We start from the raw sequence: 20,984 nt of genomic DNA on the forward strand, positions 1-20,984 counted from the left end.
TAGGCGGGATTCCTATGATAGGGCCCGGATGTGTCACAGGAGTCACATTAAGTTGGATAATGTGACTCCTGTGACACATTTACGGCCTGCGCTGGGGCCTGCGTTGTGTCGAAGACGCTTGATCACACGCAACTTTTAACGCCTTTCTCATCGCCCGTGGTGGCGCAGTTTATCCGCGGTGTCTCTCAGATCAAGAATCAGGTACACTGCTCCGCGCACGGGCGCGAAGGTGGCACGAAAGCGGTCGTCAGCCGTAAGGACATCCTTTGAATATGGTTCGCGATCCACGTGGGTAAGGTTTGAGGTGAGCTAATCTGGGGAGTTTATGGCGTTTTATTTTACTTGAGCTTATCAACGCGATGCCCTGAGACTATCAGGGAACGACATTCCAGAACACCTCCCGCTTCCCTGCAACAACATTTCTTTCCACTTGCGCGGGGTTCTTAGGTGCGATTCCGATTAAGGCGTCAAGCAAGAGGCCGGGTAGGTTAACGTTGGTGAGTCCGGTCATCCCGATCCCTCCGGACGTGCGGCTGTTAATCTAAAGCAGCCGCTGTACCCCGAAAGCGTCTTCTATGGTCTGAAGGTTCAGCACCCCCGTCAACCCGAACTCACACGCGACGAGACCGGCTAGACGTTCCCCCTCCGGGTCGTGATGAAGAAGCTGAGACGTCAGGGTTTTCCGGCGGGTAACGGTCCCGAGCAGCCGCCCTTCCAGACAAGCAAAGTCGACGCTCCGCTCCGGGCCGGGCAGGAACGGCATCAGCATCATCGGTTCCGCTCCGGGGAGAGCGCCTAGCATCGCCTGGAAAGCAGGCTCCGCCAGTTCGAAACTCGACAGGGCGGACAGGGGCGTCCGGTCACCAATCCGCTCCCGAAGTATCCGGAACCCGGCACCGTAGATCCCGGAGGCGGGCTTCACGCAAAGGTCCCCCGGATGGTCCGAGAAGGGGGGCGGGCCCGAGCGAAGCCGCTCGTACTGGGAAAGCCCGGTGAAGAGCCGAAACGGGGTGATCGGGACCCCAGCCTCCGCCATCCGATCAAGGAGTTTGGGCTTCTCCTCCAGAAGCCGCATCGTGGTCTCTTCCGATGCGGTCAGGAGCCGGACCCCGCGCTCCGCGAACCGGTCCCGGGCCAGCTCATCGCGCCTCCGATACGGGATCACGAGTTTCGCCTTCTCGGAGAGGGCGATCCCCAGAAGCCAGTTCGCGTAATCGGCCGATGTCATTCTCCGGGTATCTGACGGCTCGGCTAAGAACCGGTCTGCGACGAGCCGGATCGGCGTGTCGTGCCGCTCATGGGTCGCTATCACGAAAAGGTCGCGTCGACCCCGGCGCATCAACTCGATCGTATCGGCCGCGCCGGCGATATGGTGATTGAAAAGGATCCGCGCGGTCACTCTTTGTATGATAATTATCGTCGGGATGAGCGTGATGACCGCCATCATCCGCCTTGCCACGTTTTGCGTGAGCGAAACGAAATTTACAACTGACGAAGAAGGCTAACCTTTCCCAAAGGCCTCTCGTGACCTCATTTTTCTGGAGATCTCCTCAGATAGCCTTGCAATGATCCGCGCTCCTGACTAGCGTCGCGGGGAAGTTAAATGATACATTTCATATTTCTGTCCGTGGGATAGGAGCTTGGTCCGTTTGGCCGTTTCGGCCTCTCTCGGATCGGCCGATCGTGGACGGGGTCCGTCAACACGCCGTATCGCTGACGCGGTGCGGAGCTCAGGAGAACTCAAGATGCGCCGTCTTCCCGTCTATCTTGTCCTCGACGTCTCTGGCTCCATGCATGGAGAAAAGATCGAGGCGGTCCGCAACGGCATGCAGATGCTGGTCAGCACCCTGCGCACCGACCCGTACGCGCTCGAGACCGCCTACCTTTCCGTGATCGTGTTTGATGACACCGCGCGTCAGGTGGTGCCCTTGACAGAGCTGATGGCGTTCCAGCCGCCCCATGTGGAGGCCGGCTCAACCACGTCGCTCGGGGACGCGCTCCGGGTGACCAAGGAGTGTATAGAACGGGAGGTCCGCAAGACGACGACGGACAGCAAGGGGGACTGGAAACCGCTCGTCTTCCTGATGACGGACGGGCAGCCAACGGACGACTGGCAGAAGGGGCTTACGGAGTTCCGCAAGATCAAGCCCGGAATGGTGATCGCCTGCGCGGCGGGCCATGATGTCGACACCTCGATCCTCAAGCAGATCACCGAGGTGGTCGTCTCCCTCGACACCGCTGACAGCTCGACGATCAGCGCCTTCTTCAAATGGGTCTCCGCCTCCATCTCGACCAGCTCGAAGAAGATCGACCTAGCGAAGTCGGAGTCCACCCAGATCAGCGAGCTCCCCCCACCGCCCCCGCAGATCACCCTGGTCTGATCCGGAAGAAGCGAAAGGCGTCGCGTGAGAAGACTCCCCGTATATCTGCTGCTTGACACCTCCGGGTCGATGCGTGGCGAACCGATCGAGGCCGTGAACACAGGGATCCGGGTCATGGTGAGCGCGCTTCGGCAGGACCCGCATGCGCTGGAGACGGTGCATGTGAGCATCATCACCTTCGACGCGGATGCGAGGGTGCTGACCCCGCTCACCGCGCTGGATGAGCTGCAGCTGCCGCATATCACGACCCCGCAGTCCGGCCCGACCCATCTCGGGCTGGCCCTTGAGACGCTCTGCTCACAGGTCCGGCGCGAGGTTCTCCGGTCCACGGCGGAGCAGAAGGGTGACTGGGCACCATATCTGTTCGTCATGACGGACGGGAAGCCGTCCGACTTGCAGATGTTTGAGCAGCAGAGCCCGAAAGTGCGTGCTCTCGGTTTCGCCAACATCATCGGCTGCGTCGCGGGCCCGAAGGCCCGCAGGGAGGACCTCACCCCGCTTTGCGACCACGTCGTCGCGCTGGACACGATGGACAGCGTCGGCTTCACCAGCCTCTTCAAGTGGGTCACCGCGGCGATCTCCGGCGGGAACCGGTCGATGGGGGCCACCTCGACGGTTAGCCTGCCGCCGCCGCCGCCAGAGATCCAGATCGTGCTCTGAGGGGGGTCTGATGCGCCGACTCCCGATCTTCCTAATGGTTGACGTCTCCGAATCTATGGTCGGGGAGACCCTTTACAAGCTTGAGGAGGGGATCGGTGCGGTGGTCTCCACCCTTCGAAAGGACCCCTACGCCCTCGAGACGGCCCACCTCTCCGTCATCGTTTTTGCCGGGAAGGCGCGAACGATCATCCCGCTCACGGAGCTGTTCGCGTTCCACCCGCCGGAGCTCCCGGTCGGGGGTGGGACCGCGCTCGGCGCGGCCCTCGATCACCTGATGAGCGAGATTGACCGGACAGTCTTAACAAGTCGGCCCGACCGGAAAGGGGACTGGCGTCCCATCGTCTTCCTGCTGACCGACGGGGCGCCGACGGATGACGTAAGCCGTCCGATCGACCGCTGGAACCGGTCCTACCGGTCCCGTGTCAGCCTCGTCGCCGTGTCCATCGGCGGCGGTGCGGATCATGCGGTTCTGAAACGGCTCACCGAGGAGGTGATCGTGTTCGACGATACCGCCCCGGACGCCTTCGCCCGGTTTATCCGGTGGATATCCATGTCAATCCAGTCCCAGAGCCGGAGCGTGAGCGCGGGCCAGGACGGGAAGGTCAGCCTTGCCAAGCCGGAGGAGGGCCTTCTTGCCCCGGTTGAGCGCGCAGGCGCCCTCACCCCGTTCTCCGGGGTCGATGATCGGTTCGCGGTCTTTCTGGGCCGCTGCGCGAAAACGCGGCTCCCCTATGTGGTCAAGTTTGAGCGCCATCTCGGCCGGTTCGAGACGCGGGACCCGGCGCTCGCGAAGCTCCTAGAGACGAGGAGCTACGTGCTGAACACGGCAGTTCCTGTCAAGAACAGCTATTTCGACCTGACCGAGGAGGGGGGAGCCGCGCACTCGGTCAGCTCGGACCAGCTGATCGGTCAGCCGGTCTGCCCGCATTGTCTGGCCCGGTTCGGGATGGCGGTATGTCGCTGCGGCGGAATCCACTGTATTGAGGGGGAGGGGGAGCGCACCTGCCCCTGGTGCGGGCATACGGGCCATTACGGTTCCGCGGCCTCCGGGGACGGGTTTAACATAGGACGGGGGCGCGGATGAGCGGATCTAGCGTTGAGGCGGCCATGGGGGTGCTCTTCGAGGCGCTCCGGGCTGAGGGGGTGAGCCCGATTGAGGACGGGTACGCGGGGATAACCGGTCTCTCTACGGAGCAGCGGCTCCTGCTGGCGGCCTTGGAACACGTATCCTCAGGGGTTAAAATGCCTGCGGAAGAATCGACGCTCGATACCGACACCCTGATCCCGGACGCAACGCCCCCAACGGGACCGGCGGGGGATCCGTCTGAAGATGGGGCTTTTCGGGCGCCTGAAGCTCCGGAAAGGGCCGAGCTGAAGCCAAGACCGGCTGAACAGCTGAGTTCCATTGCCGAGGAGCATGTCCTCACCGAGCCATCAAGCGCCGCAGAAGTGATCGCCCAGATCGACCCGGAGCCGGACGGGTTGACGTCGGACCCGGCTTCGGAAGATGAGCCGGTAGAGAAGCGTGAACCGTATGAGGCGGAAGCGGTGACTGAGGGCGCGGCCGCGGCCGCAGGCATCATGCCGCTGGATCAAGAGCCTACCCCTGAGGCCCAGACGGGTTCGGATCCGGCCCGAGATGCTCAACAATCTGTAAACCCGGCCGTTGTAGAGAAGCTCGTAGAGGTTCCACAGCCCGGCGGCGTCCCAACGATGCCGACGCGGGCCGCAACGCAGGGGGATGCCGCCGTGACGCCGTTGGAGATCGTGAATAAGACCGTCTACCTCAAGAACGCCCGCATGAGCGAGCCCTATCTCGGACAGATCGACGTTCCGGGGCTCAAGGGGATGCGCCTTCTGGATGACGGGGGGACTGGTCTGGCCCTTGATGAGGAGACGGGGACGCTGAGCGGCCAACCGGGTGCGAGCGGGGACTTCATCGTCCGGATTCAGGGGCTCTTGTCGGGCCGCCGCTGCAACGTGGTCGCCAACCTGGCGGTGATCCCAGACCCGCGTTCGCTCTGGATCTCCAAACCCCACGACCCCACGGCCCCCTTCGCCAAGGAGGACGAGGACAGCGGCGTCAACCGGGGAGATCTGCTCTGCGTGGCCGCGAGCAAGCGGGGGCGCTCGCACGCCCAGGAGGGGCTGTTCCGGGATGACGATTTCGCCCTTTGGACCGGCGGCCCGGGCGGCTGGAACATCGCGGTGGTGGCGGACGGGGCCGGGTCGGCGAAGTACTCCCGGCGCGGGTCCCAGATCGCGGTCCGGACGATCGTCCGGGACCTGCCGCCTCTTCTTGAAGAGCACCTCACCGGCCAGATTGACGGGCTGGTCGCCGAATACCTTAAAGGGGTTGAGGGGGCTGAGGACCGGATCAGTACCCAGCTCTACCTGTCCCTTGCGACCGCCGCCTTCAACGCGGCGAAGGCGATTGGGGAGGAGGCAACACGGGTTGACGAGCGCGCAGGCGCCTTCTCCACTACACTTGTGCTGAGCGTTGCCCGCAAGGGGCCGCACGGCTGGTTCATCGCTGGGTTCTCGATCGGGGACGGCGGGGCAGCGATCTTCGACCTCCCCTCGCGGACGGTGAAGACGCTCACCCTTGCCGACAGCGGTGAGTTCGCCGGTCAGACCCGATTTCTTCAGAAGTCCGAATTCGCCGCAGGCTATGAGGAGGTGGCCAAGCGGCTCTTCTTCGACGTCCGGGACGGTTTCACGGCGGTCCTCGCCATGACGGACGGGATCACGGACCCGAAATTCCCGACCGACAGCGCCTTCGCGAGCGCTGACGTGTGGTGCAGCTTCTGGGAGACGGACCTGTCACAGTCGGTCCTGCTGGACCGAGACAACTCGGCCATTGAGCGGGAGCTGCTGGCCTGGCTCGACTTCTGGTCCCCCGGAAATCACGACGATCGCACCATTGCGATCATGTTGCCATGAGGAGGATCGGTTGACGATCGTCAAACTCACCACCACGGACGGGCAGCCCGTCGAGTACCGCGATGAGATCATCGGTCAGGGCGGGATGAAGGACGTCTACTTCAGCCCGGACCGGTCCTACGTAGTCGCCTTCTTCCGGGACCAGCTCGACTTCCAGGGGAAGGAGCGGCTCAAGTCGATCGTTGGCGCTTACCGGGACGGGATCTACAGCCAGAAGGGGGGGGACTACTGGCGAGACCTGTTCTGCTGGCCGACTGGGATCGTCGAGAAGGACGGCCGGTTCGGGGTCGTGGCCCCCGTCTACCGGCCCCACTTCTTCTTCTCACACGGGTCCGTCAGCAACGACATGCTCGGGATCAAGGGGAAGGAGAAGGAGGGGAAGTGGTTCGCGAGCGCGTCGAACCGGGCGAAGTTCCTGGCCTCGGAGGAAAAGGGGACCTGGCTCTCCCATCTTCAGATCTGTCTGATGATCAGCCGGGCGGTCCGGCGCCTGCACGCAGCCGGGCTCGCCCACTCCGACCTGTCCTACAAGAACGTCCTTGTCGACCCCTCAACCGGCAAGGCCTGCATCATCGACATCGATGGGCTGGTCGTCCCGGGGAAGTTCCCGCCGGACGTGGTCGGCACCCCGGACTTCATCGCGCCCGAGGTGATCGCGACCCAGCACCTGAGCAAGACGGACCCGAGCCGGAAGCTCCCGTCCGCGCTCACCGACCGGCACGCGCTCGCGGTCCTCATCTACATGTACCTGTTCTATCGTCACCCGCTCCGGGGCGGGAAGGTGCACGATCCGGACGCGACGAAGGACGAGGAGCTCTCGATGGGGGCCAAGGCCCTCTTCGTCGAGCATCCGACGGACGCGAGCAATCGGGTCCGTCCGGACCATCTGGGTAAGTTCCAGCTCCCTTGGGGGGATCCGGCCCGGATCCCCTACACGATCGCCGGGCCCCTCCTCGCCGAGTTGTTCCGGAAGGCGTTCGTGGACGGGCTGCACTCCCCCCAGGACCGGCCGACCCCGTCAGAGTGGGAGAACGCGCTGGTCCGGACCATGGACCTTATCCAGCCCTGTTCGGCGAAGTGCGAGATGGGCTGGTACGTTTTCGACAACACGACCGCCCCGCGCTGCCCCTGCTGCGGAACCCCCTATCAGGGGGCGCTGCCAGTCCTGAACCTCTACTCGAGCCGGCACGCCGGAGCCTACCAGGCGGATAACCACCGGGTCATGGTGTGGGACGGGCAGTCCCTGTTCCCCTGGCACGTGAACCGCAAAGTGTTCCCGAACGAGCACCTCACCCCGGATCAGCGCAAGCGGGTCGGGTATTTCCAGCGGCATCAGGGGGAGTGGTTCCTCGTGAATGAGGGGATGCCGCAGATGCATGACGTCATCGCGAAGCTTGACGTTCCGGTCGGTGGGAACGTCAAGCTGACCGACGGGGCACAGGTGCTCCTGTCTCGTGAGGACGGGGGCCGGCTCATTCACGTTCAGCTGGTGAACGGGTGAGACACAGAGATGCGGCAGGGTGCGTCCCAGACGCGTGAGCACACATGAGCGCCCCGGGGAACGGCTCCGGTCGTGCCAGATGGGCCGCGTTCCTGCTCAGCCTGGTCGGCCTGTTCGGGGCGCATCGGTTCTACCTTGGCCGGTACCGCTCCGGGCTTGCCATGTGTCTGATAATGCTTGCGGCGCTCTTCTCCCCGCTCTGGTCCGGCAGCGGACAGATGGGGTCCGTTCCGGCGATAGGGGTCCTGGTCGTCATGCTATGGTGGGCACTCGACGTGATCCGGATCCTGAGCGGTGAGCTCACGGACGCGGATGGGATGCGGCTCGGCCAGATCTGGTACGGGCTGCTGATGCTGTTCACGTTCGGCGGTTACGGGGTCCTCTGGCTCATCGACCTGTGGCTGGTCCTCAGCGGGCGGGTCCGGGACAAGGAGCGCCGCGCGCTCCGGTCTGATGCGCCGGTCCCAAGCCCCGCCCCGGTGACGGCGCCGGCTCCAAGCCCGGCGTCAGCTCCTGCTCTTGCGCCGCCGTCCCGGATTTCTATCACCCGGCCATCGGGGAAAGCGCGGGTCAAGTCGAAGGGGGCCGCCCCCAATCCGGCCCCGCCCGCGCACGCCCTTACCTCGCGGCCTCCGGCCCCCAGGGTCACGCCCCCGTCCGCCCCCGGGGTCATCAGGCTTGACCCGCCGGTCGCCCCACCCCCTTCGCCTCCACCAGCCCCGGTGAGCCCCCCGGCCGGGATCAACCTCGTGAAGCCGACCCCGAAGCCGCCCCCTCGCCCCCAGTCCGAGCGGCGGCTCCCGGTGTATCTTCTCATTGACCGGTCCGCCTCAATGCGCGGCGAGCCGATCGCGTCGGTCAATAACGCCGTCCGGGTCCTCCTTGGCGCCCTGCGCCAGGACCCTTACGCGCTCGAGACGGCCCACATGAGCGTGCTGGGATACGCGAGGGAGGTCACGGAGATCGTCCCCCTGACCCCGATCGACATGATCCAGGTGCCGGAAATAACGGTCCCTCGATCCGGCCCCCCCCATCTCGGGCTCGCGCTCGAGACGCTCGCAGGGCGGGTGCCCGGTGAGCTGCGGCGCGGAACGGCGGACCGGAAGGGGGACTGGTCCCCGTCCCTGATTCTGATGACGAGGGGTCGGGTCGCCGATCCGCATCTGTTCGTGGCGCAGACCCGACACCTGCGGACGCTGGGGTTCTCGCAGATCATCGGCTGCCTGACCGGTCCGAACGGGACGGGGGAGGATATCGGCCTCCTGTGTGACCACGTCGTAGCCCTCGACACGATGGACAGCGCTGGCTTCTCGAGCCTGTTTCGGTGGGTGAGCAGCTCGATTGCCACCGTGGGACGTCAGGCCCCAGGAGCACCCCTGCCGGTACCGCCGAGAGAGATCCGGCTCGACCTGTGACGGGCGCACCAGCAACAAGAAGGACGACAGGGATGATGAAAAGGATTTTCTCGGACAAGCGGGCGTATTTCGCCGGTTTCGGCGGGATCGGCGGCCTTTTGAGCGCGTTCGCATATGAGATGACCAGGCTCGAAAGCGCCTTTACCTCTTGGGTCATCGGGACTGGTTTTGACGGACTATTCATAGCAGCCTGCCTTGCGCTCGCCCAAGCCCGCTACACCGGGAAGACTTTCGATCTGCGTGGTCTCTCACGAACCGCAATCATAGGCGGAGCGGGCGGCGCCGTGGGTGGTCTAATCGCCCTTTATGGCGGGTTTCCGATAGCCGGACTTTTCGGAGGGGGCGCTGATTCTGGGCGGTTCCTCGGCTGGACGCTCGGCGGTCTGGTAGTGGGGTTCGCAGTCTCCCGCGTCGTCCCCAACCTCAAGCCGAAAACTGCGAGCGCTGCCGGCGCGGTTGGCGGCTTTTTGGGCTGTGCTCTCATGTATCTGATCGCATCGCTGGCTATGGGGGTCGCCACCACGGGCGCGGCGATCGGGCTCGCGATCGCGCTCGCCGAGTCCGCCTTCCGCAGTGCCTGGCTCGAGGTGACGATCAAGCCCCGCGGGGTCTCGCTCGAGAAGGAGCGCACCCTTACGGTCACGCTCGGGGAGAAGCCGGTCCTTTTCGGCTGTTCCGGGGATTCTGACGTCCGCCTCTCCGAAATGCCAGGGGCGAAGGCGCATTTCGCGAAAGTCTCCTTGTCCGGCGGCCGGGTCACGCTGCATGATCTGATGCAAGAGCGGACGCGACCGCTCTCGGTGAACGAGGCTTTCGACCTATCGAACGCCCGGATCGTGGTGAGGGCGAAGGCAGGCTAGGCCTGTTACGGAAAGGAGCTGACTGATGGGTATGCGGTTTCGAAGAACAATCAGTTTGGCACCGGGGCTCAGGCTTAACCTAGGGGCACGTGGTGCAAGCCTCTCGGCTGGGCCGAGGGGGGCCAGCATCACCATCGGCCGAAACGGGGTCTACGGGAACGTCGGGATGCCGGGGACCGGCCTGTCCTATCGAACGCGTCTCGACGGTCGCCCCAATATCTCATCCCCACCTGATGGTGCGGAAAATACCGTCCAGCCCGTACCTGTCACCGCGTCGATAAGTGACGACGGTCGGCTCCTCCTGACCGGGCCAGACGGGCTTCCATTCCCGGAAGATGAGCACGCAGCGGCGCTTAAGAGGAACCGACCTGACTTGATTGACCTGCTTGAGAGACGCGCGACGGAGCTCAACGAATGGTCTGACCGGTTGATCAGGCCTCACCTGCAAACGCCGACGCCCATGTCATTTAACGACGCGTTCGTCCCGGCACCGTTCGAACTTCCGCGTCCGGAAAAGCCGGATCCTGAGGAGGTGAGCCTTATCAGTTCCTGGTTCGGGGGCCGGGAGCGGGCTGATGCCCGTTATCAGGAAGAGCTCGCGTCCTACCGCGTGGCGATCTCGCAGTGGCGCGCGGCCGAGGAAAATCACGGCACTGATCAGGAAGCCGCAAGGAAACGTCATGAACGTTGGCGGGACGGGGACGCGATTGCTGCTCAGGAACTTCTAGAAGATCGCCTTGGCGGGATCAGCTGGCCCCGAGAAACGCTGATTTCCTATCAGACCACCGGAACGGATCTTCGGGTGGATGTGGATCTCCCTGAGTTGGAAGACATGCCCGCCGACACCGCACGAGTCTTGAAACGCGAGATGCGGGTCGAGATGCGGCCTAAGGGGGCAACGGAGCGGCGTCTCGACTACGTCACGCATGTCCACTCGATAGCGTTCCGTATCGCCGGCGAGGCGTTCGCCGCTATGCCTAGTCTGCGGAACGTCCTCATCAGCGGTTTTAGCGTAACCGACCGGTTGTTACCGCGGTGGTTGAGCCTTGATGCGCGTGACGAGTTTTTTGTCATCGACAAAGGTATCGAGGAATTCGTGCCAGGTTTTGGTGGTAATACGGGCATCTCGGAGCATGTTGGTCAGTTCCTCGATGCCGTCGTCGGTCAGTGCTGTGATGGTCTCGTCCGGACCGGTATAGACGCTGATGATTGATCCGTAGGTCAAGTTGTCGTCATTCCAGACGATGGCCTCGAGAAGCTCCAGGTCTTCGTCCATCATCTTGGCGGCGTATTCGAGGGCGTAGATGTGGGTGATGGCAGCCATCACGCTGCCTCTGCGTTTGGGACAGCGAGCGGCGACCAATTCCACGGGAGCAGTTCGTCGAGGCGATTGATCTTGTGATCGTGTATGCGCGCCAAGATGTCAGCCAAGTAGGCCTGTGGATCAAGGCCGTTCATCTTTGCCGTTTCGATCACTGTCATTGCCCGCGCGAGGGTCTCGGCGCCAGTGTCTGCCCCGGCGAATAACCAATTCTTTCTTCCGATTCCAATCGGTCTGAGTGCCCGTTCAGCCGGATTGTTATCAATGGCTACCCGACCGTCCTCGAGGAACAGGCTGAACGCGGCGCGTCGGCTGAGGCCATAGCGGAAGGCCTTGGCCAGATCACCCTTGCCAGGGATCAGCGCAAGTTGGCTTTCCGCCCATGCGAAGAAGGCGCCAACTTTTGGGGCGCTGTGCTTCTGACGGGCTGCAAGTCGGATATCAGCAGGCTGACCCGTGATTTCACGCTCGATGTCATAGAGCGCGCCGATATGGTCCAGCGCCTCGCGGGCGATGGTGGATTTAGTCTTGCTCCATTCATCATGGAAGTCGCGGCGCAGATGCGCCCAGCATGCCGCTTCGCGCAGGCGGGGCGTTCCGCCAGGGTCAGGAACGTAGAGTTTGGCATACCCTTTATACCCATCCGCCTGCAGGATGCCGCGTGTATTGGCCAAATGGCGATGGACGTGTTCTTCCTTCCAATCCGGCGCGAAGGTGTAGACCGCGCCAGGGGGCGAGGCCCCCGCCCAAGGCCGCTGATCCCGGATATAGGCCCAGATCCGGCCCTTCTTCACGCCCTTTCCCAGCCCCCTGTCGCGCAAGGATTTGTCCAGAACGCGGATCGGGGTGTCGTCGGCATGAAGCAGGTCACTGGCCATGACATCGGCTTCGATCCGCTCGATCAGCGGGGCCAGGTTCTTCATCGCGCGTCCGCACCAGTCCACCAGCGTGCTGTCAGGAATATCCGCGCCCATGCGGGCGAAGATTTCAGCCAGGCGATACAAAGGAAGGTGGTCATCGTATTTCGAGACCAGAATGTAGGCCAGCAGAGCAGCACTCGCCATGCTGCCGGGGATGGGTCTGCTGGGTGCTGGTTCCTGCACCATCTTCTCGCAACGACGGCAGGACTTCTTCAACCGCGCGATCTGCAGGACCTTGAGCTGAGCCGCGACCAGGTCGAGCATCTCGCTGAGATCCTCGCCCACAAGACGCAGGTCGCCACCGCAATCCGGGCAGCAGGTGCCGGGGTCAAGCTCGCGACGCTCGCGCGGCGTGGCATCTGACACGCGGGGACGACGGCGGGGCTTGTGCTCAGCGGTATCTTTGCTGGCATCTGCAGGCGCATCATCTGCGGCACCATCGCCTGCGGAGGCAGTGGAACTTTCAGCGGCTGCGATCAGCAGGTCTTCCAGCGCCAGTTCGAGCTGTTCGATCTCGCGCTCGACTTTCTCCGAGGATTTGCCGAAAGCCTGCTTCTTCAGTTTTGCGATGCGCAACCGCAGGGTCTGGATCAGCTGGTCATGAGCCCGGATTGTCGCCGACATCCGCGCATTCTCCGCCTGCAAGGCAGCAATCATCGCCTTCAAAAGCGCGGGGTCTTCGGGCAGGATTACGGCATCACTCGACATGCCGCTGACTACCATAGCGGCTCAGGAAACACCATAAAAACAAGCCATTTCAGATAGATAAATTACCCAACCCGCGCCGGTGGCGCGCCCCAATCCGGCCTGCGCCAGTCAATTCCTTCCCACAGCATCGCCAATTGCGCCGAGGTGAGACGCGCGGCCCCGGAAGTCGTATTCGGCCAGGGAAAGCGCCCGCGCTGGAGCACCTTGTAATAGAGGCAGAACCCTTGGCCATCCCAATAGAGAAGCTTCAACCGGTCACCCTTGCGCCCCCGAAACGCAAACACCGCGCCGCCCGTCGGCTTCTGACGCAACACATCCTGGGCAAGCGCTGCCAGACCTGCAATCCCTTTGCGCATATCCGTTGCGCCACAAGCCAGATAGACCCGAACACCGGTGCCCGGCCCGATCATGCGCCATCCACCGCGCGGATCAGTCGTGTCAGCGCTGCCTCGGCAATATCGCTCTCGAACCGCAGCATGCGCCCCTTCGCCAGACGAAGCTCGATCCAGACAGAAGGCGCAGGATTGGTCACTGCGGGCAGATCCGGAATGGATGGCGCGTCAACTGGTAGAAACAGCGCTCCAGCATCCGGTGACCAGAGGCCTTTACGCTTCAGCTCGTGACGCCACGCATAAATCTGCTGTCGGGTCACCTCGTGGCGTTGCGCGACCTGCGTCACCGTCGCGCCGCCAACACCGACCGCGCTCACGATCGCCAGCTTCTCGTCGGCACCCCAATAACGGCGCCGCTCGACCCCCAGAATTTCGCCCCGCATGACCCCTCCGCGAATAAGAGACGTCATTAACGACGTCGCTATGCACGTCTCTTAGGCTATCAGCCCCCCCTGCGGCAGGCGGTCACAATCGGGCGGTTACGTTTTAGCCAGCGACAGAGCCGGACGACAGGCGAGGTCGAGGACGAGTACCTTTATTCGGTTGGGATTGACCGGTCCGGCTGGAATCGGATCAACTTTTCGCGCCTGGACGTGATCGACCCGTCAGATGCTCTGTCAGGCTTCGACCTGCGCCGAGATTTGACGCGGACAGGGATTTTCCGGCCGATCCGCCCCTTCTGAGGATATTCGCCGGCTAGCAAATATGGTCGTTCCAGTATCGATCCCAGCGTAGTGCCCAACCACCAACAACCATCAAACAGTTGATATCCCCTGTACGAGGAGAAATGCACCACGCAGCGGTACGGTTTCCGCCAGCAGATCCATCTGACCGGCATGTAATCGTTGGTCCGTGAACCAATGTGTGGCCGTGCCTGCCCGTTCCGGTCGGGACGCCTAATAATGAAACCAAAGCTGCTAGTGCTTCCTGACCAGTCGCTTGAGGACACGGATGACCCCGTGAGCAGGTCTCATCAATTTCCCGGGCCGCAATGCCCGCCAGCCGCAGTCTTGGTCCTTCAGCGCACCATATAGGCCCATCTCCATCCCATACATGAGTGGGTGTGCACTCAAAAATTTGACCTCTTGGTACGACAGGAACCTCAGCTTGGACTTTAGGCGGATCAATGACCCAACCCACTGACCCAAAAAACAATGCAAAAACCAACCGCCTCATGATGCGAGACTTAGTCAAGATTAAAACAGAGATGTCGATGGGCTCATCAGAAGACAACATCGGCAGGCTTAGTGCATTGTGTGGGCGATGAGGAATAATTTCGAATATCCGATCGTGGTTTCGTTCCCGTGCTGATAAAACTGGGTGAAGTTCAGCCGCGAGTACCCAGTAAATGCCAGAATTTTTTTTTTCAAAGATGTCTCTACATGTAACAATAGCCCTGTTATTGCTCAACCCGTACTACCCATGAATAAGCATGCTCGGAGCCTCCATGAGAAAAGTCACGATCGCCCTGATCGCGTTACTCACATTTGTAGCCGGTCTCGGACTGCACTACGCGCTGCCTCGCGTCTCCACCGTGCAGGTGTTGGGCGTCGAGGTCAAGCGGGAGGACACAGATCAGCGCACGCGTGACGTCTACATGATCCAGGCACAGCTGATTGATGGGGGTGCAGTTCGAGTTTTCCGAAACGATGATGCATGGTTTTATCTGAAGTTCGACTCCGCCAATCTTCAAGCACGCGCGACCGGTCTGTCTCGGGATGAGGCGGTGGAGGCGGTTGCGATCCGGCACTACGGGTGGCGGATCCCGGTCTTGTCGATGTTCCCGAACGCTATCTCCGCATGGCCGGTCGAGCTGGGATACCGGCACATCCCCCTGTTCAACATGGCGGTGATCCTTACGCTTCTGACGGGCGGCTTTTTCGCGTGGCGTACCGTCAAGCGGGCCCGGGCCCGGGTCGAGGCCGCGCTGGCCCGTCGCTCGGAGGAGCGCGCGCGGGAGGCCGCGAGCCGGACCGTGCCGCCGGTCAGCGATGCCGGACATGAGGACTGGCTCCTGCGGGACCAGCCGACCTCGAACCGCCCGGACGATCCGGGTCGGGGTGCCTGAGCGCATGGGGGCACATTACCGGGAGAACCGGTACACGCTGGGGACGGGGGTTCTGACGCTGACGATCGACGCCAACCACGCCGGTTCGGAGCTTTTCCGGGTCGCGGAGCGGATCAACCCGAAACGGAGCTTCCTCTTCGTCTCGACCGTGCTGGGGCGTCACATCCCGGTCCGGCCGCGAGATCACTTCGCTGCGGTTGACGGGGTGGTGGGCCAGATCCCGGACCGGCTCCTTGAGGGGCCTGTCCTGGTGATGGGGTACGCGGAGACGGCGGTCGGGATCGGGGCGGCGGTGGCACGCCGCATATCACGGAGGCGGGCGGATCAGCCTACCTGGTACCAGTCCACGACACGGCACCCGGTTGACGGGCTTTCGTGGGCCGGCTTTTCTGAAGGGCACAGCCACGCGACCGCGCACCACGTGATGCGGCCCGAGCCGGGCCTCCTGCGCGGGGCCCCGGTAACCCTTGTGCTGGTGGATGACGAGACAACGACCGGGCGCACCTTCGCGGCGCTGATCGGCGCGCTGAGGGAGGGTGGGCTCCCGATAGGACGGGTGCTTCTGGTCACCCTGACGGACTGGTCCGGAGGCGAGGCGGTGCGGGCCGTCTCGGAGGCGGTGCCGGGGGTTCCGGTGGACGCCTTCTCGCTCATGCGGGGCCGCTGGGGGTGGGCCCGGGACGCCGCCGCCGTCCCGCCGGACGTGCCGGTCTGGTCCGGGTTCGTCCGGGCCCCGGTCTGGGGACCGGACCGGTCCGGGGCCCCGCTCCTGCGCACGCCACGAATCGCGATTCGGATGGCGGAGGCGGACGGGCTCGACCGGCTTGCGGACCGGCTCCGGCCCGCGGATCGCGGGGCGCCGGTCCTTGTGATCGGGACCGGCGAGCACGTTTGGGGCCCGATGCTCCTAGCCGAGCGGCTTGAACAGGCGGGGGCGGAGGTACGGCTGGTCGCCACAACCCGGTCGCCCATCCTGCAGGGGGAGGTGATCCGTCACAAGGTGACCTTCCCGGATCATTTCGGGCTCGGGGTCCCGATGTATCTGCACAACGTGCCGTCCCGCCCCGAGGCGCATGTCATAATCATGACGGAAACGGATGCTAACGGGGTATGCGCAGAGCTCCGGTCTCATCTGGGGAGGGGCCTGATCGTTGATGGGGCCGCACAGGTAACGGAGTTCGGGACGACATGAGCGGCTGCATTTATCTCACGGACCTGGACGACACCCTGTTCCGATCGCTCGTAAAGCACCCCGACCCGGTCGGGCTCACCCGCGTGACCACCGCGACGAACGGGCATCACGGCCACATGAACGCCGCGCAGCGGGGGCTGTTTGCGGCGCTCCGGTCCACCGGGCACGTGATCCCGGTCACGGCCCGAAGCTCGGACGCGTTCGCTCGGGTTCATCTGGACTTCGGGACCGGTCGGGCGGTGCTGGCGAACGGGGCGGTGGTCCGGGACGAGACAGGTCGTCCGGACTCTGACTGGAGTGACCACACGGGCCGGATCGGTCGCCGGTTCGACCCGCTCTTCGGGGAGATGTCAGCGCTGATCCGGGCGGAGTTCGGCGAGGCCGCACGCAGCTGGGTCGTCGCGGAGGAGGGGGCGCCCGTCTACTTCTGCGTCAAGATGAACGCCGCTGAGGAGCTGGCGGTGCGCGAGGGGATCACGGCCGCGCGCGATCTGCTCAGCGGACGGCTTGACCTGTCCGGGATGTGGGCGCACCTGAACGGGAACAACCTCTCCTTCACTCCGATCGGGATCTCCAAGCGGGACGCCTGCCTCCACCTGATCGAGCGGCTCGGGGATCGGGGCGGCGCGCCGCTGATCGGGCTGGGAGACAGCCTGACGGACCTGTCGTTCATGGGCCTGTGCGACTTCATGATGATCCCGTCCCGGTCGCAGATCGCGACCCGGATCCTCCAGCCGGGGTGCGATGGATGAACAGGTCGCTGCCCCCCCTCGTCGGCTTCTCCGGCAGCTATGCCCCCGAAGACGTGACGTTCCTCCTGAAACGTGTCCAGATGCGCCCGACCCCGGTCGAGGAGAAGGAGCGTCGTATTCAGACCGGGGCCGCGCACTACTCGGAGATGATCTCCGAGGAGCGCCGCCCGGATGCCCGGTATCTAGACCTTTTCGAGGCGGCCTGCGGGCCGGGGGTCCCCCGGCTCGCGCGCGACGTCCGCTCCCTGACTGGTCAGGTCCTTGATCTGATCAGAACCGGTCGCCTCAACAAACGAGTCACCCTGTGCAGCCTGGTGCGGGCAGGGGTCCCCTACGGGGTCGTCCTGCGCCGGGACCTGGAGCGGTCCGGCGTGGACGTGGCCCATTTCGGGGTGTCGATCATCCGGGACAGGGGCCTGGATGGGGTCGCAATGGCACGCGTCGTCGCGGAGCGGCCGGCGGACGGGGTCATCTTTGTGGACGGGTGGACCGGGAAGGGCGCGATCGCCACGGAGCTTGACCGGTCTTGGCGCGAGCTCTCCGGCCGGGCCCCACTTCTCGCGGTGATCGCGGACCCGTGCGGCGGGGCGGGCCTCTGCGCCTCGCGCGAGGACTGGCTGATCCCGTCCGGTATCTTGGGCGGGAACGTGTCAGGGCTCATCTCCCGCTCCATTCTGAGTAAGGACCTGATCGGAGAGGGGGAGTATCACGGCTGTCTCCTGCTCGATCACCTCGCGGAGGTCGACCTGTCCCGCGCTTTCGTGGACCGGGTTGATGCGGCGTTGCGTGAGCTGGTCGCCGGGCGCGCGCCGTGTCCGGACGTCAGGACGGAGGCGGCGGGCCGTTTCCGCGCCGCCGCTGACGCGACGGTCAGGCGGGTCGTGGAGCGGTTCGGGGTCACAAACCTCAACCGGATCAAGCCAGGGATCGCGGAGGCGACGCGGGCGGTCCTGCGCCGTCGTCCGGACCGGGTCCTCGTTCGCACCGCTGAGGGGGATCCGGACCTTTCCGCCCTCCTTCACCTCTGCGAGCGCGATCAAGTCCCAGTTCTTGCGGACCCGGACCTGACCGGACCCTACCGGGCCCTCACCGTCATCAGGGAGACCACATGACACTTGTCGCATCACACATGTTCGCGGCCTACGGGCTCGGGGCGACCCTCTACATGCCGGTCATTCATCCGAAGGTGCCCGACATCATGTCCGGCCGCGCCCCAGCTCCCGCCTCCTCCATCGTACTGTGCCTCGAGGACGCGCTGCATGAAACGGACGTGGAGCGGGGCGTTCGGACCCTGACCGAGCTTCTTGCCGGCCGCGAGCTAGAACTAGATGCGCGCCCGCACGTATTCGTCCGGCCCCGCTCCTATGACATGGCCTGCCGGTTGAGGGCGATCCGGGGGATCGACCGGGTCGACGGGTTCGTCATCCCTAAGGCGCGCCCGGAGACGATCCCGGACTGGACCTCCCTCCTCAACGGCACCCGCCTTCGCCTGATGCCGACCCTAGAGACGCCGGATCTGTTTGAGCCGTCCCGCCTGATCCAGCTCCGCGACCTTCTGCTCGGGGCCGGTCTGGACCGGATCGCCGCGGTCCGGCTAGGCGGAAACGACCTGCTAGGCGCGATGGCGCTGCGCCGGGTCCGGGGCGTCACCGCATATGAAGGGCCGCTCGGCTGGTTCCTGTCCATGGCGACAGGCCTGTTGACTTCATCCGGACTCCCCGTCGCGGCCCCCGTTTTCGACATCATCGGGGACCTCGAGACGCTCCGCCGCGAGGTGGAGCGGGACGTCCAAATGGGCTTCGTCTCGAAGACGGCGATCCATCCGGTTCAGGTCCCGGTCATCGAGGGGGCATTCGCGGTCCCGCCTGAGGAACTCGCCGCGGCTGAAGCGATCCTCGACCGTGACGCGCGTGCCGTCTTTCAGGTCGGTGGGGTGATGTGCGAGCCGGCGACCCACGCCTCCTGGGCGCGACGCACCCTTGCGCGCGCGGACCGGTTCGGGTCACCTGCCCCCCCGGTCAGATCGGCGGCCGGATGAGCTTTTGGAGCCACCTACTCAAGCGCCTTCAGGCGATCCGTCACGATCTGGGCAACTGGTTTCGTCCGCCGGACCCTACCTCATCGGTTGACTTCTCTATAGCCTTCATCGCCCTTGCGGCGAAGCTCGCAAAGGCGGACGGTCGGGTATCCGTGAGCGAGGTGGTCATGTTCCGGCGGATCATCGACATCCCGCCGGAGGAGGAGCGCAACGCGGCTCGTGTGTATGACCTGTGTGCCCGGCACGTTGGGGGATATGAGCATTACGCGCGACAGATATGGGGCCTTATCCGTGGACACGATAACGCTGACGAAGTCCGAATGAATCTCGTCGATGGGCTTTTCCATATCGCTCTTGCTGACGGGGAGTACCATCCGCAAGAGGACCGGTTCCTACGGGAGGTGGCACGCATTCTCGAGATGGGGGCAGATCAGTTCGAACAGCTTCGTGCCCGCCATGTTCCTGAGGCCTGGAGTCCGTATGCGGTTCTCGGTTTGGCACCGAACGCCTCAACACATGACGTGAGGGCCTCGTGGAAGCGTCTAGCGCGCGAAAATCACCCGGACCTTCTGATTTCTAAAGGGTTGCCTCCTGAACTGATCCGGATTGCTGAAACACGGCTCAGGGACATCAACCGTGCATATGACGAGCTGCGCTCCGGATTGGAGCTTAGGATGTAACCCCCGACGCATTGTATAATGATCGGAGAAGCCTTACTGAACTTACAACAGCGTTAAAAGGAAAAAGACTATGAGTATCTCACTCTCGAAAGGCCAGTCTCTCAGCCTCGAAAAGAACAATAGCGGGTTGTCCCGGGTGTTCATGGGGCTGGGCTGGGACCCGGCGAAGAAGAGCGGTTTCCTCGGCAGCCTTTTTGGTGGCGGCGGAGGTGCGATCGATCTGGACGCCAGCGTTATCATTTTGGACGCTAATAAGTCCGAGATCGACACGGTCTCCTTCAGCAAGCTGAAATCCAATGATGGCGCGATACGGCACGGCGGGGATAACCTCACGGGAGAGGGGGAGGGGGATGACGAGGTAATATATGTCGACCTGTCCCGACTCGACCCGCGCGCGGCGCATCTCGTTTTCACGGTGAATAGCTTCCGCGGGCAGACCTTCAATGAGGTTGACAACGCGGTGGCCCGACTGGTGGACGAGACGATGGATCAGGAGATCTGCACCTTCACCCTGCGCGAGCAGGGGGCGCATACCGGCGTAATCATGGCGTCGCTGTCCAAGGGGGCTGACGGCTGGACCATGACCGCGCACGGCCGACCTGGGCGCGGGACCAGGGTCAGTGACCTAGTAAATGATGCCAAATCTGTTCTCTGATCGGGGAGGAAAAGACATGCTGAACTGGCTTAAGGACAAGGGTAACGAGGCGCGCACGCGCCTCACAGCCGAGGTGTCGAAGTTCAAGAACCGCACCTTCATGGAGGCGACCGTGGCCGCCTGTGCGATGGTTGCGGCCGCGGACGGGACCATCTCCGCGGAGGAGAAGCAGAAGATGGCCGGTTTCATCCGGAATTCGGACGAACTTAAACATTTCTCAATGACCGACGTCATCGCCTTCTTCGAGAAGGTGGTCGGGAACTTCGACTTCGACGCGGACATCGGGAAGGCGGAGGCTCTGAAGGTGATCGGCCGCTTGCGTGGCAACGAGGAGCAGGCCCGGGTGATGGTTCGGGTCGCCTGCGCGATCGGCGCCTCCGACGGCGACTTTGACCCGAACGAGCGGTCCGTGGTCCGCGATATCTGCAAAGAACTCGGTCTGAACCCGTCAGATTTTGATCTCTGAACCCGACACTATGAAGTGACCCTTAATCTTAA

Annotated in this window: 21 protein-coding genes and 2 pseudogenes; 18 read left to right on the top strand and 5 right to left on the bottom strand. The window is 63.7% G+C overall.

The features are described from left to right. Positions 1-373: 373 nt before the first annotated feature. Positions 374-511, bottom strand: a complete 138-nt coding sequence (locus BKY27_RS20625) for a hypothetical protein (protein WP_199559065.1) — start codon at positions 509-511, stop codon at positions 374-376. A gap of 30 nt (positions 512-541) precedes the next feature. Next, on the bottom strand, positions 542-1,447 hold the full coding sequence (locus tag BKY27_RS04095; RefSeq protein WP_199559066.1) for an ATP-grasp domain-containing protein: 906 nt from the start codon (positions 1,445-1,447) through the stop codon (positions 542-544). A 298-nt stretch (positions 1,448-1,745) separates the two neighbouring features. Between BKY27_RS04095 and BKY27_RS04100 the strand changes: the two genes are divergently transcribed. The 10 genes and pseudogenes from BKY27_RS04100 to BKY27_RS04140 all read left to right on the top strand — a co-directional run bounded on the left by BKY27_RS04100 (position 1,746) and on the right by BKY27_RS04140 (position 10,973). Beyond that, a complete protein-coding gene (locus BKY27_RS04100) occupies positions 1,746-2,381 on the top strand; it encodes a vWA domain-containing protein (RefSeq protein WP_071673166.1) in 636 nt (211 codons plus the stop codon). A 24-nt stretch (positions 2,382-2,405) separates the two neighbouring features. Beyond that, on the top strand, positions 2,406-3,041 hold the full coding sequence (locus BKY27_RS04105; protein WP_071673167.1) for a vWA domain-containing protein: 636 nt from the start codon (positions 2,406-2,408) through the stop codon (positions 3,039-3,041). Between the two features lie 10 nt (positions 3,042-3,051). Next, complete coding sequence (locus BKY27_RS04110) at positions 3,052-4,125, top strand: TerY-C metal binding domain-containing protein (protein WP_071673168.1); 1,074 nt, start codon at positions 3,052-3,054, stop codon at positions 4,123-4,125. Beyond that, positions 4,122-5,984: a PP2C family serine/threonine-protein phosphatase gene (locus BKY27_RS04115; protein ID WP_071673169.1), complete on the top strand. Its 1,863-nt coding sequence runs from the start codon at positions 4,122-4,124 to the stop codon at positions 5,982-5,984. The genes BKY27_RS04110 and BKY27_RS04115 overlap by 4 nt, the downstream gene beginning before the upstream one ends. Before the next feature lie 10 nt (positions 5,985-5,994). Beyond that, positions 5,995-7,485, top strand: coding sequence for a helix-hairpin-helix domain-containing protein (locus BKY27_RS04120; RefSeq protein ID WP_071673170.1), 1,491 nt, complete (start codon positions 5,995-5,997; stop codon positions 7,483-7,485). Positions 7,486-7,529: 44 nt separating this feature from the next. Further along, positions 7,530-7,661, top strand: a pseudogene (locus tag BKY27_RS20630) (NINE protein); the annotation flags it as partial. Between the two features lie 627 nt (positions 7,662-8,288). After that, positions 8,289-8,900 carry a vWA domain-containing protein gene (locus BKY27_RS20320; RefSeq protein WP_233491773.1) on the top strand — a complete coding sequence of 204 codons (612 nt, stop codon included), beginning with the start codon at positions 8,289-8,291 and terminating at the stop codon, positions 8,898-8,900. Between the two features lie 32 nt (positions 8,901-8,932). After that, positions 8,933-9,760 carry a hypothetical protein gene (locus BKY27_RS04135; RefSeq protein WP_071673171.1) on the top strand — a complete coding sequence of 276 codons (828 nt, stop codon included), beginning with the start codon at positions 8,933-8,935 and terminating at the stop codon, positions 9,758-9,760. A gap of 31 nt (positions 9,761-9,791) precedes the next feature. Next, positions 9,792-9,941: pseudogene (locus BKY27_RS20635) on the top strand (DUF4236 domain-containing protein); the annotation flags it as partial. Positions 9,942-10,133: 192 nt separating this feature from the next. Then, a complete protein-coding gene (locus BKY27_RS04140) occupies positions 10,134-10,973 on the top strand; it encodes a hypothetical protein (protein ID WP_233491771.1) in 840 nt (279 codons plus the stop codon). 110 nt (positions 10,974-11,083) lie between these two features. Here the strand turns inward: BKY27_RS04140 and tnpC are convergent, their stop codons facing one another. The 3 genes from tnpC to tnpA form a co-directional block, all read right to left on the bottom strand. Beyond that, complete coding sequence (gene tnpC, locus BKY27_RS04150; protein WP_071673210.1) at positions 11,084-12,709, bottom strand: IS66 family transposase; 1,626 nt, start codon at positions 12,707-12,709, stop codon at positions 11,084-11,086. 62 nt (positions 12,710-12,771) lie between these two features. Then, positions 12,772-13,119, bottom strand: a complete 348-nt coding sequence (tnpB, locus tag BKY27_RS04155) for an IS66 family insertion sequence element accessory protein TnpB (protein ID WP_071673174.1) — start codon at positions 13,117-13,119, stop codon at positions 12,772-12,774. Further along, complete coding sequence (gene tnpA / locus BKY27_RS20225) at positions 13,116-13,484, bottom strand: IS66-like element accessory protein TnpA (RefSeq protein ID WP_071673175.1); 369 nt, start codon at positions 13,482-13,484, stop codon at positions 13,116-13,118. The genes tnpB and tnpA overlap by 4 nt, the downstream gene beginning before the upstream one ends. A gap of 1,064 nt (positions 13,485-14,548) precedes the next feature. Here tnpA and BKY27_RS04170 point away from each other — a divergent pair. The 8 genes from BKY27_RS04170 to BKY27_RS04205 all read left to right on the top strand — a co-directional run bounded on the left by BKY27_RS04170 (position 14,549) and on the right by BKY27_RS04205 (position 20,952). Then, a complete protein-coding gene (locus BKY27_RS04170; protein WP_071673212.1) occupies positions 14,549-15,169 on the top strand; it encodes a DUF1523 family protein in 621 nt (206 codons plus the stop codon). A gap of 4 nt (positions 15,170-15,173) precedes the next feature. Beyond that, complete coding sequence (locus BKY27_RS04175; protein WP_071673176.1) at positions 15,174-16,361, top strand: phosphoribosyltransferase domain-containing protein; 1,188 nt, start codon at positions 15,174-15,176, stop codon at positions 16,359-16,361. Continuing rightward, positions 16,358-17,113 (top strand): HAD family hydrolase, encoded by a 756-nt coding sequence (locus BKY27_RS04180; protein WP_071673177.1) that lies wholly within the window; start codon positions 16,358-16,360, stop codon positions 17,111-17,113. Before BKY27_RS04175 ends, BKY27_RS04180 begins: the two co-directional genes overlap by 4 nt. Next, on the top strand, positions 17,110-18,225 hold the full coding sequence (locus BKY27_RS04185) for a cysteine protease StiP domain-containing protein (protein ID WP_071673178.1): 1,116 nt from the start codon (positions 17,110-17,112) through the stop codon (positions 18,223-18,225). The genes BKY27_RS04180 and BKY27_RS04185 overlap by 4 nt, the downstream gene beginning before the upstream one ends. A gap of 17 nt (positions 18,226-18,242) precedes the next feature. Further along, positions 18,243-19,151: an HpcH/HpaI aldolase/citrate lyase family protein gene (locus BKY27_RS04190; RefSeq protein ID WP_199559067.1), complete on the top strand. Its 909-nt coding sequence runs from the start codon at positions 18,243-18,245 to the stop codon at positions 19,149-19,151. Next, complete coding sequence (locus BKY27_RS04195) at positions 19,148-19,831, top strand: molecular chaperone DjiA (protein WP_071673180.1); 684 nt, start codon at positions 19,148-19,150, stop codon at positions 19,829-19,831. The genes BKY27_RS04190 and BKY27_RS04195 overlap by 4 nt, the downstream gene beginning before the upstream one ends. Before the next feature lie 70 nt (positions 19,832-19,901). Then, positions 19,902-20,486, top strand: coding sequence for a TerD family protein (locus tag BKY27_RS04200; RefSeq protein ID WP_071673181.1), 585 nt, complete (start codon positions 19,902-19,904; stop codon positions 20,484-20,486). A 16-nt stretch (positions 20,487-20,502) separates the two neighbouring features. Then, positions 20,503-20,952, top strand: coding sequence for a tellurite resistance TerB family protein (locus tag BKY27_RS04205; protein WP_071673182.1), 450 nt, complete (start codon positions 20,503-20,505; stop codon positions 20,950-20,952). Positions 20,953-20,984: the final 32 nt, after the last annotated feature.

This window comes from Nioella nitratireducens (assembly GCF_001879715.1).
In the GTDB taxonomy this organism is placed as follows: domain Bacteria; phylum Pseudomonadota; class Alphaproteobacteria; order Rhodobacterales; family Rhodobacteraceae; genus Nioella; species Nioella nitratireducens.

Coding starts and splice junctions, on each gene's coding strand:
- BKY27_RS20625 (WP_199559065.1), bottom strand. CDS start 511: ATGACCGGACTCACCAACGTTAACCTACCCGGCCTCTTGCTTGACGCC.
- BKY27_RS04095 (WP_199559066.1), bottom strand. CDS start 1,447: ATGATGGCGGTCATCACGCTCATCCCGACGATAATTATCATACAAAGA.
- BKY27_RS04100 (WP_071673166.1), top strand. CDS start 1,746: ATGCGCCGTCTTCCCGTCTATCTTGTCCTCGACGTCTCTGGCTCCATG.
- BKY27_RS04110 (WP_071673168.1), top strand. CDS start 3,052: ATGCGCCGACTCCCGATCTTCCTAATGGTTGACGTCTCCGAATCTATG.
- BKY27_RS04115 (WP_071673169.1), top strand. CDS start 4,122: ATGAGCGGATCTAGCGTTGAGGCGGCCATGGGGGTGCTCTTCGAGGCG.
- BKY27_RS04135 (WP_071673171.1), top strand. CDS start 8,933: ATGATGAAAAGGATTTTCTCGGACAAGCGGGCGTATTTCGCCGGTTTC.
- tnpC (WP_071673210.1), bottom strand. CDS start 12,709: ATGTCGAGTGATGCCGTAATCCTGCCCGAAGACCCCGCGCTTTTGAAG.
- tnpB (WP_071673174.1), bottom strand. CDS start 13,119: ATGATCGGGCCGGGCACCGGTGTTCGGGTCTATCTGGCTTGTGGCGCA.
- tnpA (WP_071673175.1), bottom strand. CDS start 13,484: ATGCGGGGCGAAATTCTGGGGGTCGAGCGGCGCCGTTATTGGGGTGCC.
- BKY27_RS04170 (WP_071673212.1), top strand. CDS start 14,549: ATGAGAAAAGTCACGATCGCCCTGATCGCGTTACTCACATTTGTAGCC.
- BKY27_RS04175 (WP_071673176.1), top strand. CDS start 15,174: ATGGGGGCACATTACCGGGAGAACCGGTACACGCTGGGGACGGGGGTT.
- BKY27_RS04180 (WP_071673177.1), top strand. CDS start 16,358: ATGAGCGGCTGCATTTATCTCACGGACCTGGACGACACCCTGTTCCGA.
- BKY27_RS04185 (WP_071673178.1), top strand. CDS start 17,110: ATGAACAGGTCGCTGCCCCCCCTCGTCGGCTTCTCCGGCAGCTATGCC.
- BKY27_RS04190 (WP_199559067.1), top strand. CDS start 18,243: ATGTTCGCGGCCTACGGGCTCGGGGCGACCCTCTACATGCCGGTCATT.
- BKY27_RS04195 (WP_071673180.1), top strand. CDS start 19,148: ATGAGCTTTTGGAGCCACCTACTCAAGCGCCTTCAGGCGATCCGTCAC.
- BKY27_RS04200 (WP_071673181.1), top strand. CDS start 19,902: ATGAGTATCTCACTCTCGAAAGGCCAGTCTCTCAGCCTCGAAAAGAAC.
- BKY27_RS04205 (WP_071673182.1), top strand. CDS start 20,503: ATGCTGAACTGGCTTAAGGACAAGGGTAACGAGGCGCGCACGCGCCTC.